This is a genomic window from Nocardia uniformis NBRC 13702, assembly GCF_001613345.1.
GTDB lineage: Bacteria > Actinomycetota > Actinomycetes > Mycobacteriales > Mycobacteriaceae > Nocardia > Nocardia uniformis.
Window position 1 is genome coordinate 113,761 of sequence record NZ_BDCE01000072.1, and the last position, 13,225, is coordinate 126,985.

Genomic DNA, 13,225 nt, shown 5'->3' on the forward strand with positions numbered 1-13,225 from the left:
ACATCTGGGACAATCCTCCTTCGTGTTATGCATATCGGCTATTGAGGTGTAGCCTGGTCGCGGCCCTGAATCGCGAGATGCTCGTTCGGAAATGGGGACTATCCTCGTGCCACCCACATCGGCATACGGCTGGGGTAGCGGCGTAATCGACCAGCTGTCCAGTCCGCCCACGGCGAATACCTATATAGACCCAGACACCGCCCCCGAGGTGATTGTCACCTACCAGCAACTCGACTGGGCGATTATCGCCGTCGCCTGCGTAGCGGTGCTGATCCTGTCGGTCATGGTGATGGTGCTGGTGAGCAATGCCGAGTTCGATGACGGCCCTCCGGCGACATCACCCACATCCGACACCTGTCAGCCCTTCTGCGCCGGGGTTTTCTAGCCGGTCGCCAAATACTTTGCTCAGCAAGGTGGTTCGAAGGTTCGCTCCGGTATATAGCGCTGCCAGACCTCTGGCGTGAGCACCGTACGGGTCATTCGGCACACGCGTTCGACCGCTGGCGCCGGATTAAGATCCAGCACCACGAGCTGGCCGTGCAAGCCCGCACCCAGCACCAGATCGCGAGCGGGGACCAGTGTCGCGAATACGCCGCCGGTCATGATGCCCGGTTCGAGGAGCGATGGGCCGAGTGCGCGCGGCGCGGCGCGGTTCGACACGTCGTAGAGGCGGATGCCGCCGGTGCTGTCGCCGGTCACCATACGACGGCCATCGGGTGTGATATCGGCCGTGGCGACCAAGGTGCCATCGGCGGGAGCGACCTCTCCGAGCCGGGTCCATCGATTCGGATCTTCGACATCCCAGAGTTCGATGGCCGCACGGCTCACCGTAATGAGGGTGCGCTGATCCTGCGGCAGGAACCCCGAGTAGAAGGGTGCGTCGGGCGCGCCCACGGTCCGTCCGATCAAACGGGCGCGGGCCGGGTCGGAGACGTTCCAGAGCTTCGCCACATTCTCGAGGGTGCCTGCGGCATTGGGCTCGCGCCCGATCGAAAAGATCAGGCTGCCATCATAGTTCGCCAGCATTCCCAGGGTGCCATCGGTGAATATCGACTCCGTGATCGGGGTGCCGAGCAGGCGGGGGCGCTCGGGGTCGGCAATATCCCAGAACTGTGCTTTCGGACGGTCGGAAGGGGTGCCGTCGAACTGGCCGGACAGTGTCAGCAGGGTTTTGTTCGCGCTGAAACGCGCGGCCGTCGCACCCGGGAACTCCGAGAGGACGCGCGGATGCGCAGGGTCGGAGATATCGAGGATACGCACCGGTGACTGTCTGCCCTGCGGTACCGCCATCAGGAGCATGCCATCCGGGCTGATACTGCCGGAGCCGCTCGCCATGGCGGCGATTCGCCGAGGTTCGAACGGATTCGCGAGGTCCCAGAGTTGCAGTTCCCCACTGTCCCAGCCGGTTACCATTCGCTGTCCCGCGTCGTCGACATACGCGGGGATCAGGTCCTGGGTGAGCCCGCCGACGAAAGCCGGAGCCGGTGACCACAGCTGCACGAAGCCGGTGGCGTCACCGGTGGCGAGCCGTCGACCGTCGGGTGCGAAGGCCACCGATCGCGATCCGTTCAGACAGGCGGCGGCCGGATCGGGGCAGCTGGTCGCACCGCTGCGCAAGGGCGCGCCGAGTTCGGCCGGGCGGGTCGGATCGGTGACATTCCAGAGACGGGCGCCGTCATCGCCGCCGATCGCGAGCGTGTGTCCGTCCGGGCTGAAGGCCAGCGACCACACTCCCGATCGGGAGTCGACCCGGACGGATTCGCTGAGCGGCCGTGGTTCGGTGTCGGTGATCGACCACAGGCGCACACTGGCTTCGGCCCACAGCGCGATATCGATGAGCGGGCCGCCCTGCCCGATAGCCACGGTCGCTCCGTCGGGGGCGAAGGCGACCGCATCGACTCGATGTGCCGGGTTCGCCGTGGGAATCGCTACCGGAGCACCGGCCCCGTCGAGTGGCCACACGAGCACGTGCGAGCCTCCGGACGGCTGAGAGAACTGCTCGTAGCTGCTCGGGGCATCGATCGGATTGCTCGCCGTGACCAGTCGATTCCCCTTGGGGGAGAAGGCCAGCGACCGCACCGGAGCAGGAGTGGAGAGCACGCGAGCCCTGACCGGCGCCGTCGGGTCGGCGATATTCCACAGCGTCACGGTGTGGTCGGTACTGCCCACCGCGAGGGTGCGGCCATCCGGGTGGAATGCCACCCGCAGTGCGCCGGACCCGTTCGTCAGACCCTGCCCCAATGTGCGCGGCCGGGCCGGGTCGGAGACATTCCAGAGGCGGATCGAGCCGGAATCCGTGGCCACGGCCAGGATTTCGCCGTCCACGCGAAAGGCGACCGAGGTAACCGAGGTCTGAACCTCCGGGAGTTTCGCTAATTCGCGCGGTTCGTCGCGCACCGACCACAGTCGGACGGTGCGATCGCTGCTCGCCGAGGCGAGCACCTCGCCGCCGGTGGCGAAGGCGACCTCGTTGACCGTATTGCTGTGGCCGCGTAGCGGTGTGGCCAATGGCAGGGTCTGGCTGCGCAGTACCCGCGACTCGATGCCCGGATCGTGGGGCCGGATGCGATCGGCGGCCAGGACCAGTTGCGCGGACAGCGACGGATTGGTGTCGACGAGCGTATCGGCCTCCGACAGCAGCGAGGCGATGAGCTTATCGGTTTCGCGTTGCAGCACCAGCTTGTTCTGCACGAAGGCGATCGAGGACAGCGCGAGCAGGATTACCACGGCCACGGCCGCAGCGATCCGCAATGCCCGGGTGCGACGCTGTTTCCCGGTGTGCGCGGCCGCTGCGGCGCTGAGGAATTCGCGGGTTACCGAGCTGACCGCTCCGCCCGCCGCGTGCGCACGGGCGATATCGAGTCGTGGGCCCGGGTAGAGCCGCGACGGATCACGTTCGGCGGCAGCCCAATCCGCGGCATCGATATCGAGTCGCTGTCGCTCCACGTAGCCGATCCGGTCCTCGTCGATCCACGCGCGTAGTCGAGGCCAGGCATCGAGCACGATTTCGTGGGTGAGATAGACCGAGTCGGCGGCGAGGGTAATGAGTCGGCTGCGTGCGAGTATCTCCAGCGCGGCGTCGGCCGAATCGGTGGCGATATCGGGAAGTTCGGTGCGGCGCACCGTGCGCCGGGTGTCCTTGCTGTCGCGACCGACATTCACCAGCGCCAGCAGCATGCGGCGCGCCACCACCCGTTCGGGCTCGGAAAGCGCCGTCCACGCCTGTTCGGCGGTGGCGGCGACGGAACCCGAAACGCCACCGGCCCTGCGATACCCGGCGACAGTGAGTTTGCGGCCCTCGCGGCGCTCCCAGGTGGCGGCCATGACATGCGATAGCAGCGGCAGCAGTCCCGGATCGTAGCCGTGGTGATCCGCACCGTGCATCTCGCACAGCTCGCTGACGACGAGCTCCTCCAGGCCGGTTTCCAAAGTGAGACCGGAGATCTCGGCAGGTCGGGTAATGGCCCGACCCAGCTCTTCCCGGCCCATGGGACCGAGGAGATAGCTGCGGTCACGCAGCGCCGCGAGGAGCACGGGATGCTCCATACACCGGGCGTAGAAGTCGGCGCGGATGGCGATGACGACCGTGGTCGGCACCGATTGCTCGGGTGTGGTGAGGGATTCGAGTGCCGTCACATAGGCCTCGTGCACCCAATCCTCCGGGTGGGCGGTGAACAGCTCCTCGAACTGGTCGACTATGAGCAGGCGCGGCCGCCGCGACTTCCATTCGATGTCGAGCAGCTCCTGTGCTGTCGTCCGCCCCGGACTGATGACGCGCACCTCGCGGTCGGCGGTCGAAGCGGGAATCAGTCCGGCCTGTAGCAGCGAGGACTTACCCGCACCGGATGCGCCGACCAGGGCGATGATGCCCGTTGCCGCTCCGACGAGTTCGGTGAGCTCGGCCGTCGCGCGTTCGCGCCCGGAGAACAGTTCGGCATCCGCCTGGCCGTACTGGGTCAGCCCCGGATAGGGACAGCCGACCGAGATGGGGAGGGCGGGCCGCTCGGCGGTGCACGAGGTCCACAAACGCCGCCACTGCCGTACATCCAGCAATTCGGCGGGCACCGGTTCGGCGCGCTCGCGGGCGGCGTCGATCAGGGTGAGCAGGACGGGCAGGAACGAATCCCATTTGGCCGGAACGTTGCGACCCGCCCGCCAATCGCTGATGCGCTGCATGGACACGCCGCGGGGTCGCGAGCCTTCCGGGAAGCGGGTCCGCGCGTGCTCCGCCAACCGCGTCAGTTTCGGAGCGCCCGCGGCGGTATGCAGCTGACCGAACCGCTCGGCGAATACGACCCGCGGCGCGGCGGACCGGCTCGCCTCCTCGCTTTTGGAACTCACTGCACCCCTTGATGACTCGGAGGTGAGACTACCGGGTGTCCGGAGGCGGATGCGAGGCGCCGAATTTCTCCGGTCCGGAAAACGTCCGCACCGGCCCCTACCTGCGAATTGTTTGGTTTCGGGCGATTGTTCGGTTTTGCCGGGGCCGGCCGGTTCCTAACGTTGTGGTTGCCCGAACGGACGAGGGGTCGGACGGGCTCAGTCGTCCGGGCACCGCGAGGGGAGTGCCCGGGCGACGGCCTACTTCCGCGCGGCCGGGGCCCGCGCGGCGTCCCGAATCGCATTCGCCCGGTAGGGCAGAGAGTTTGGTGAGCTCAGTGTCGGTAGACCTCGCCGAGATCCAGCGGGCACTCGCACAGGGCCGCGCACTGCATGCCATCGTATTCCCGGACACCGTCACCGACGACTTTCCGCCACGCTGGCAACCCATCCGCACCGCCGCGGACGCGATCGACCGTAAGATCGCCGCCCTGCACCTGTGGAACGCCGACTTCCTGGACCTGATACCGGAATTCGCCCACGCTCTCTACACCGAGCTGGCCGATGTCCGCATCGGTCGGCTCGGCGATGACTGGGTCCTCGTCTACGCCCTCGAACACCTCGAGTCCGACCACAGGCGTGTGGTCTGCTGGATAGGCTGGGACCCAGCGACTTTCGGGGCGGACGTCCCGCCCTTCTGGTTCTGCGTCCCCAGGCCGCTGCGCACCTTCCTCTCGCAGGTCCACGCCGGTTTCACCGCACCCGACCGCCGGTCCTTCGGGCCGCTGCGCCCCCGTGGCATGCGCACCCTCGCCGAGGCCGCCCGCTACCCCGATGGCATCCCCGGCTGGACCGCCGAACCCGCCTCGACCCGCACCCTGGCCGTGGCCCTGACCCAGACCGGCCTCTACGCCTGCGTCTCCTGCGACCTGGAACCGGGACTGGGGCTCCCGGTCTACGCGGGCACCATGGAACCCGCACAGCCCTTCGGCCGGTTACTCGACGAAATCCTCACCGCACGCTTCGCCGACCTGGATCAAGAATTCTGATTCGCGAACCAGGTGCTGTAGAACAGGTACGCCAGTGCACCGAGCGCACCGATAATGGTGATACCGAACAGAATCGGATAGGTCGCCGTGGGTATCGCGAGGAAGCGGACACACAGCAGCACACCCGCGAATACGGCTATGCCGAAGCCCACCAGACGCACCCGCGCGCTATCTCAGCCCCGGTCCGGATCCCGCAGTGCGGATTCCACGGTCAAGCACAGTGCCGCGCCCGCCACCAGGTCGATGCCGTAGTGCGCGCCGAGGCCGAGTGTGGCGATCAGGGTGCCGACCAGCCAGAACGTACCGCCCCAGCGCAACCAGCGCGGACCGCCGCGTGAGTGGATGAACAGTGATAACGCCCATGCCGTATGCAATGACGGCATGCAATTGCGTGGCGTGATGCCGTCGAAGGGCATCGGCCCGACCGAATCGGGCACGGGGGGCACCACATTCGGCCAGATATCGGCGAGTTCGTAGCCGTTGCCCCATGATCCGAAGGCCAGAATCGGCCCGACCACGGGAAACACCACGTACCAGAGGATGAACCACCGCCGCTCGGGATCCGGTGCAGCGGTTCCCGGAGCGCGCGACCGCGCCGATCACAGTCTGCTCGGCAGCAGCCTCCGTGGCGGACAGTGGGTGCGAGCGGATTTCAGTGTGGTCGAGCCAGCCGGGTCTCGCGGACGCGTCCGCGCAATATCACCGACTCGCCGAGCTTCCAGTGCTCCCGCTCGTCCGGTTCGGCCGCCTGCACCGCACCGACGGAGGCGAGTACCCGACTCTCATCGTGTTTGGCCAGTTCACAGAGGCGGGCGGCCTCATTGACGGCATCGCCGATAACGGTGAATTCGTAGCGGCGGTGCGCGCCGACATTACCGGCGACCACCCGTCCGGCGGCAATACCGATACCCGCGTCGAATTCGGTTGTCGCACCGACCAACCGGGTGCGGATGGCGCGAGCCGCCGCGAGCGCCGCCCCGGCGGAGTCCGCGAGCGGCGCGGGGGTGCCGAACACGGCCAGCGCGGCGTCGCCCTCGAACTTGTTGACCAGTCCGCCATGTCGCTCCACCTCGTCGACGACGATGGCGAAGAACTCGTTCAGCATGGTGACGATCTCGGTCGCCGGGCGGGTCGCGGTCATGGTGGTGGAGCCGATAATGTCGATGAAGATGGCGGCGGCCTCGCATTCCTCGCCGCCGAGTTCCGGATGACCGGCCAGCGCCGCCGCCGCCACATCGCGGCCGACATGGCGGCCGAACAGATCCCGAATCTGTTCGCGTTCCCGCAATCCCGCCACCATGTGATTGAAACCGCTTTGCAGTTCCCCCAATTCGGTGCCGTCGTAGACGGTGACCGCGACCTCGAAGTCGCCGTCCTCGACCCGCCGCAGCGCATTGCGCACACCGCGAATGGGTGCGACCGTCGCCGCCAGGGTCTGCATCATCAACACCAGGCCGAAGACGAGCGTCGCGCCGCCCAGTGACAGGACACAGACCGCGAGGCGTTCGGTGCTGACATCCATCCCGCACAGCGCCAACACCGCCACGATCATCAGCAGCGCCACCGGTGTGCCCGAGCCGAGTCCCCACACCAGCAGCGACCGCCCGAACACGCCGAGGCCGCGGCGTCGCCGCCGAGGTGCCGCATCGAGTACGCGCGCGGTCACCAGCCGCAGTGCGAATTCCGCGATCAGGTAGCTGTTGGCGCAGACGACGACGGCGCTGAAACCGACGCCGAGGACGATCTTGGGTATCAGCGCCGGATCGACGAGCCCGTACAGCGGGGCCAGCACCAGCAGTCCGCCGAACCAGAGCAGGGCCTGTTGCAGCACCAGGCGTCGAGGTACCGCGGCGGCCGCGGCCTGTTCGGCCTCGCTGGGCACCGAATCCGGATCGGTCGCCCAGCGCAGGGTGCGCAGCCCCCACACTGTTCCCCAGGCGAATCCGGCCGCCAGCGCGAACGCCACGTAGACCGGTACGGCCACGAAGTTCAGCAGGGCCAGTTCCCGGGTGAATATCGACGGCCCCGGCAGCACCAACCCGGTCAGCACCACCGCGACGACGACGCCGATGGAATTCGCGAAGAGTAGGGGCACGGTCAGTAGCAGTTGCACCCGGACCCGCCGCGACATCGCGCCCTCTTCGGCGGGGCCCAGCAGTCGCGAGCCCCAGGGTCTCGTGCCCAGCGCGGCGGGTGTCAGATCACTATCGACCATGGCGCCAGCCTATGCGGGCCGACCGGTCGCGTTCCGAAGCGTGGTCGTTCCGGGTCGGCGGCGCAGGAATCAACGCGGCGCGCCGACGTTGGCAAGGGGTATGACCACGGCACCGCACGCGACGCGCTTCTCGATTCTGGACCGCTCCCGGGTCCGGCAGGGCCAGACGCCCGCGCAGGCGCTGCGCGAGACCGTCGAATTCGCGCGCCTGGCCGAGCAGTGGGGTTACCGCCGCTTCTGGGTCACCGAACACCACAGCGTGCCCGGCGTGGCCGGATCCGCGCCGACGGTATTGGCCGCCGCCATCGCCGCGGCCACCGAGCGCATTCGGGTGGGGACCGGCGGCGTCATGCTCCCCAATCACCAGCCACTGGTGGTCGCCGAACAGTTCGGGGTCCTCGAGTCGCTGTACCCCGGGCGGATCGATATGGGTGTGGGCCGTTCGGTGGGATTCACCGACGGCGTCCGCCGGGCCCTCGGACACGACAAGGGCGACGCCGAGGACTTCGATGCCCAATTGACCGAACTCCTGGGCTATTTCGCCGCCGCCCGCAATGGTGTGCACGCCTGGCCGGCCGAGGGTCTACCGGTCCCCGCCTTCCTCCTCGCCACCGGTTCGGGAGCCCAGCGCGCCGCCGAGTTCGGCCTCCCACTGGTCATCGCCGCGATTTCCGGCGAGGACGCCATGGTCCGAGCAATCGACCAGTACCGCAACACCTTCCGACCCGGCCAGCGGAGCACGCCCTACGTAATCGTCTCCACCTCCGCGGTCATCGCCGACACCACCGCAGCGGCCCACCGCCTCCTGCTCCCCGAGGCCTGGTCCGCCGCCTACTCCCGCACCCAGGGTGAATTCCCGGCCCTGCTTCCCCCGGCGGAGATCGACCGCATCGATATGACGGCCCGCCAACGCCGCATCTTCGACGAATCCCTGCGCGGTCACATCCACGGCCCCGAAGCCACCGTCACCGTGGCCCTCGACAATCTCATCAGCCGCACCGGAGCCGATGAAATCCTGGTCCACACCAGCACATACGACCGAGCCGCCCGCCTCGACTCGCACCGCCGCCTGGCCGCGGCGGTCGGCCTGAACACCCTCGTAGCGGCGGAGTGACCCGACGCGCGTCCAGCGACTTCCGCCGCTGAAACCCTTGTCGCGGACCGCATCGCAGGGGCGGTGATACCCATGGCATGCCCCAGAACCCCGGTCAGGGCGTGCGCCGGGCTTACTGAATCGGCGTCGCTATGTCGCCTGCCCATCTCGTCATTCCGGCGTGCTTTTGGCCGGAATCCACACCGCCGCAGTAGTGGATCTCGGCCAAAAGCCTGCCGGGATGGCGGGGGTATGCCGACACCGCGGCGTCAACCTCGATGAGGAGGACGCCGTCGTATTCGCTCGGGTCGCCGACCTGAGCCGCCACGACGCCGACAGTCGGCCGCACCCGGATATTGCGGCACGCTCCAGCCGGATCGGCGGTCGGACAACACGAATCGATCCCGACGGTCGCGGTGCGCAGTATCGCCATGCCTCTGATGCCGTCGCGGCCCGTTGAAAGCGCTTGCGCCGATCCTCGATGGGGAGTGCTGAGCCGGACTCCGCGGCTACGCGCCGTAGCCGCCGTCGATATCCAGCTTCTGGCCGCTGATGAAGTCGGCGCGGTCGGAGGCGAGGAAGCAGACCGCTTCGGCGATATCCTCGGCATCGCCGAAGGTGCGCAGGGGGATATTGGCGCGGGTGATATCGAGTGCGTCGCTATCGATTTCGCCGGTGTCGATGAGGCGCTCCGCCATGCCGACGGTGGTCATACCGGGGCCGACGCAATTGGCGCGAATGCCGAATCGCCCCTCCTCCACCGCGATTGCGCGGATGAGGGCCTCCACGGCCGCCTTGGGGGTGCTGGACAGGGCATCGCGCACCGGGAAACGGGCGGTTGCGGCGGTCGTGATGGCGACGATATTGCCGCGGCTGTCGCGCAGATGCGGGAGTGCGGCGTGGGTGGCATTGAAGAAACCGGTCGCATCGTCCACCAGTTGTCTGCGGAAGTCGGCGGGGGTGACCCGGCTCAGGTGCACCATCGGCACATGCGGTCCGGCGGCGTAGACGAGCGTGTGAATCGCGCCGAATTCCGCGACCACCTCGGTGACGACCTCGGCTGCCCGATCCGCGTCGGCGAGGTCGAGCTGCCAGGAACCCGCCGTACGACCGCACGATGCCGCACTGGAAAACAGCTGTTCCAGCGCGTTCGCCGATCGGAAGTACGTCATCGCCACATTGCTGCCGCGTTCGAGCAGCATGCGCGTCGTCGCCTGGCCGAGACCGCCGCTGGCGCCGAGTACCAGTGCCACGCCGGAGCGGTGACCGAAATCGTCCATGCGTTCTCTATATCCCAACCGCGGCCACCAAGCAAATGCTTGGTTCACGCACTGCGACCGCTGAGTTGACCGCCGCCCGCTCAAAACGGGACTTCGGGTTCCACACGCAGTGTCGGCCCAGCCCCCGACGGGCGAAGGTGCCATCGCGACCTCGACCGCCATGGCGGACCGGGCACACTGATCAGCGATGAACCTGCCTGAACTTCCCGACCTGCCGGTCCGCCCGGCCCTGGCCGAGATCGCTGACACGCTGGCCGCCGACGGTACAGCCGTACTGGTCGCACCGCCGGGCACCGGCAAGACGACGCTGGTCCCCTTGGCCCTGGCCGCCACCGTCGAGGGGCGAGTGGTGGTCGCCGAGCCACGACGGTTGGCGGCTCGTGCGGCGGCAGCGCGCATGGCGTCGCTACTGGGGGAGCAGGTCGGGGAGACCGTCGGCTATTCGGTACGCGGTGACCGCCGAGTCGGGCGGGGGACCCGGATCGAGGTGGTCACCTCGGGCCTGCTGGTGCGGCGACTGCAGAACGATCCGGAATTGGCGGGCGTGGATGTGGTCATGCTCGATGAGTGCCATGAACGCCATCTCGACGCCGACCTGCTCTTGGCGCTGCTGCTCGATGCGCGTGGCGGACTGCGCCCGGATCTGCGGGTGCTCGCCACCTCGGCCACCGTCGCCGCCGACCGGTTGGCCGTCCTGCTCGGCGGTTCCGGCGGTCGGGCGTCGGTACTCGAAGTGCGGGGCCGCGCCTACCCGGTGGATTTCGCCTACGTGCCGCCACTGAAGGATGAGCGCATAGAGGCGCAGGTGGCGCGCGCGACGCGCACCGCACTGGCCGAAACCGCCGGCGACATACTGGTTTTCCTGCCCGGCGCGGCCGAGATCCGCCGGACTACCGAACGGCTTTCGGGGCTGCGCGATGTGGATGTCGTACCCCTGCACGGCAGATTGTCGGCCAACACCCAGGACATCGCGTTGCGGCCCGGTACGCGGCGGCGGATCGTATTGTCCACGGCGGTAGCCGAATCCAGCCTGACCGTGCCGGGTGTGCGCGCGGTGGTCGATTCTGGACTGTCGCGGGTGCCGCGCATCGACCACCGCCGCGGTCTGTCCGGCCTTGCGACCGTACGGGTCTCCGCCGCCGTGGCGGAGCAGCGGGCCGGTCGCGCCGGTCGTGAAGCCCCCGGCCGCACCTGGCGATGCTGGCCGGAGAATCAGCACGCCACGCTGCCCGCCTATCCCGAACCGGAGATCCGCACCGCCGACCTGACCCGCTTGGCGCTCGAATTGGCCTGCTGGGGAACGGCGGACGGGCAGGCGCTCGCCTGGTGGGATCCGCCGCCCGCCGGTGGTTTGGCGGCCGGGCGCGAGGTATTGCGAGCCCTGGGAGCGGTGGACGCGGACGGTGCCGTCACCGATCGCGGCAGGCGCATGGCCGCCCTCGGTCTACATCCCCGGCTGGCGCGGGCGCTGCTCGACGGTGCGGCCGTGGTCGGCGCGCAGCGGGCCGCGGAGGTGGTCGCGCTCCTCGATGACGACACCCTCGCGCCCACCACCGACCTGGTGGCCGCCATCCAGGCCCTGCGCAGGGACCGCCCCGCGCGGTGGCGGCGGGAGGTCGATCGTCTGGCCCGACTGGTCGATGGGCCACGAAGCGAGTTCGACGACCCCGCCTATGTTGCCGCACTTGCCTATCCGGAACGGCTCGCACGTCGTCGGGCCCCGGGGTCCGCGAGTTACCTGATGGCAGGCGGGACCGCCGTCACTTTGCCACCCCGTTCCGGTATTGCCGACGCGGAATGGCTCGCGGTAGCGGTCGCCGGGCGCGATCCCGGCCGCTCCGAGGGGCGAATTCGATTGGCCGCCACCGCCGATGAGGATCTGGCCCGCCGCGCCGCACCGAATCTGCTCGGCACTCGCGACGAGGTGGACTGGATCGAGGGCGACGTCGTCGTGCGCCGTGTGACGCGACTGGGCGCGATTGTGCTGTCGGAGCGGCCTTTACGCGATCCAGACCGCGCACTGGTAGCCGCCGCCCTGCGCCGGGGGCTCGGCGCCACCGGCCTCGACCTGCTGCGCTGGACCGCCGACGCCACCGCGCTACGACAGCGCCTCGACTTCCTGCACCGCACCCTCGGTGCGCCGTGGCCACCGGTCGACGACGAGGCCCTGCTCGCCGCCGCCGACACCTGGCTCGGCCCGGAACTGGCCACCGCCCGCCGCCGCACCGACCTCGAACGCATCGACGCCGGTCAGGCCCTGCGCCGACTCCTGCCGTGGCCCGAGGCCGCCCGCCTCGACGAACTCGCACCGGAACGCCTGGAAGTGCCCTCCGGGAGCAATATTCGCCTCGACTACGCCGCCGATCCACCCGTGCTCGCGGTCAAGGTGCAGGAGGTCTTCGGCTGGGCCGCCACCCCGCGCCTGGCCGACGGTCGTGCCGCCGTCCTCCTGCACCTGCTCTCACCCGCCCAGCGCCCGATCGCCGTCACCGCCGACCTCGCCTCCTTCTGGCACACCGGTTGGCCCCGGGTCCGCGCCGAACTACGCGGCCGCTATCCCAAACACGCCTGGCCCGAAGACCCCACCACCGTCCCTGCCCACCGCGGCACCGCCCGCGGGATCAACCGCGGCTCATCAGCTTCATGAGTGTGGCGGTATCGGTGGTGCGCGAGCCGCCCGCGAAAGCCAGGGTGGCGTAGGAACGTTCGGCCGCCTCGGCATGCCCCGCACCGCAGGCATCGGTCACCATGATCGGCAGGTAGCCCAGATCGGTGGCGTGCCGCACGGTGGGTTCGATACCGATCTCCAGGGCGATGCCCGCAATGGCGAAGCTGTCGAATCCCAAGTCGCGCAACGCCATATCCAGGGGTGTTCCCCCGAACGCCGACATGGCGATCTTGTCGAAAGCCATCTCGTTCGGTCCGGGTGTGAGTTCCGGTATCAGCTGGTACTGCGGAGATCCCTGTGGAAAGGAGCCGCGCACCTCGATCGGGTCGTCCACGCGCTGCCACTCCATGGCTGTCCGCAGCTGCGAGACGCCCGCCGCCGCAGGCGGAATCGACATGTGTCGGGTGTAGAAGACCCGAAACCCATTCTCCCGTGCCTTATCTCGTAGCTGGCCGCAGGCTTCCACAATCCGTTGACCATCCGGAATCTGCCGCACGATCCCCACCTGCATGTCGTAGATCACCAGCGCCATTCGCGCCCGATCGCACGCATCCTCGACAGTCTGCGGAATGGTCAGGCCGTAGGCATACCGCATACCGG

9 protein-coding genes and 1 pseudogene are annotated in these 13,225 nt (G+C 68.5%); 4 read left to right on the forward strand and 6 right to left on the reverse strand.

Annotation, left to right across the window (positions count from 1 at the left end; all coding sequences use genetic code 11):
- Window positions 1-106: 106 nt before the first annotated feature.
- Complete coding sequence (locus tag NU1_RS27140) at window positions 107-385, forward strand: hypothetical protein (RefSeq protein ID WP_157553093.1); 279 nt, start codon at window positions 107-109, stop codon at window positions 383-385.
- Window positions 386-405: 20 nt separating this feature from the next.
- Here NU1_RS27140 and NU1_RS27145 read toward each other — a convergent pair whose 3' ends face one another.
- Window positions 406-4,341, reverse strand: coding sequence for an nSTAND1 domain-containing NTPase (locus NU1_RS27145; RefSeq protein WP_067525666.1), 3,936 nt, complete (start codon window positions 4,339-4,341; stop codon window positions 406-408).
- Between the two features lie 317 nt (window positions 4,342-4,658).
- On the opposite strand from NU1_RS27145, the gene NU1_RS27150 reads away from it, so the two are divergent.
- Window positions 4,659-5,369, forward strand: coding sequence for a hypothetical protein (locus NU1_RS27150; RefSeq protein WP_067525668.1), 711 nt, complete (start codon window positions 4,659-4,661; stop codon window positions 5,367-5,369).
- Here the strand turns inward: NU1_RS27150 and NU1_RS40680 are convergent.
- Together NU1_RS40680 and NU1_RS27160 are read right to left on the reverse strand one after the other, a co-directional pair.
- Window positions 5,357-5,908 (reverse strand): annotated as a pseudogene (locus tag NU1_RS40680) (phosphatase PAP2 family protein); the annotation flags it as partial. The gene NU1_RS27150 and the pseudogene NU1_RS40680 overlap by 13 nt on opposite strands.
- A gap of 113 nt (window positions 5,909-6,021) precedes the next feature.
- On the reverse strand, window positions 6,022-7,584 hold the full coding sequence (locus NU1_RS27160; protein WP_067525671.1) for an adenylate/guanylate cyclase domain-containing protein: 1,563 nt from the start codon (window positions 7,582-7,584) through the stop codon (window positions 6,022-6,024).
- Window positions 7,585-7,684: 100 nt separating this feature from the next.
- Between NU1_RS27160 and NU1_RS27165 the strand changes: the two genes are divergently transcribed.
- Window positions 7,685-8,698 (forward strand): LLM class flavin-dependent oxidoreductase, encoded by a 1,014-nt coding sequence (locus NU1_RS27165; RefSeq protein ID WP_067525672.1) that lies wholly within the window; start codon window positions 7,685-7,687, stop codon window positions 8,696-8,698.
- Window positions 8,699-8,810: 112 nt separating this feature from the next.
- Here the strand turns inward: NU1_RS27165 and NU1_RS27170 are convergent, their stop codons facing one another.
- Both NU1_RS27170 and NU1_RS27175 read right to left on the reverse strand, forming a co-directional pair.
- On the reverse strand, window positions 8,811-9,110 hold the full coding sequence (locus tag NU1_RS27170; protein ID WP_067525674.1) for a hypothetical protein: 300 nt from the start codon (window positions 9,108-9,110) through the stop codon (window positions 8,811-8,813).
- A 76-nt stretch (window positions 9,111-9,186) separates the two neighbouring features.
- On the reverse strand, window positions 9,187-9,957 hold the full coding sequence (locus NU1_RS27175) for an SDR family NAD(P)-dependent oxidoreductase (protein ID WP_067525676.1): 771 nt from the start codon (window positions 9,955-9,957) through the stop codon (window positions 9,187-9,189).
- 187 nt (window positions 9,958-10,144) lie between these two features.
- Between NU1_RS27175 and hrpB the strand changes: the two genes are divergently transcribed.
- Complete coding sequence (gene hrpB, locus NU1_RS27180; protein WP_170264333.1) at window positions 10,145-12,604, forward strand: ATP-dependent helicase HrpB; 2,460 nt, start codon at window positions 10,145-10,147, stop codon at window positions 12,602-12,604.
- Here the strand turns inward: hrpB and NU1_RS27185 are convergent.
- Complete coding sequence (locus NU1_RS27185; protein ID WP_067525678.1) at window positions 12,579-13,220, reverse strand: cysteine hydrolase family protein; 642 nt, start codon at window positions 13,218-13,220, stop codon at window positions 12,579-12,581. The genes hrpB and NU1_RS27185 overlap by 26 nt on opposite strands.
- Window positions 13,221-13,225 lie beyond the last annotated feature (5 nt).

Coding starts and splice junctions, on each gene's coding strand:
- NU1_RS27160 (WP_067525671.1), bottom strand. CDS start 7,584: ATGGTCGATAGTGATCTGACACCCGCCGCGCTGGGCACGAGACCCTGG.
- NU1_RS27165 (WP_067525672.1), top strand. CDS start 7,685: ATGACCACGGCACCGCACGCGACGCGCTTCTCGATTCTGGACCGCTCC.
- NU1_RS27170 (WP_067525674.1), bottom strand. CDS start 9,110: ATGGCGATACTGCGCACCGCGACCGTCGGGATCGATTCGTGTTGTCCG.
- NU1_RS27175 (WP_067525676.1), bottom strand. CDS start 9,957: ATGGACGATTTCGGTCACCGCTCCGGCGTGGCACTGGTACTCGGCGCC.
- hrpB (WP_170264333.1), top strand. CDS start 10,145: ATGAACCTGCCTGAACTTCCCGACCTGCCGGTCCGCCCGGCCCTGGCC.
- NU1_RS27185 (WP_067525678.1), bottom strand. CDS start 13,220: ATGCGGTATGCCTACGGCCTGACCATTCCGCAGACTGTCGAGGATGCG.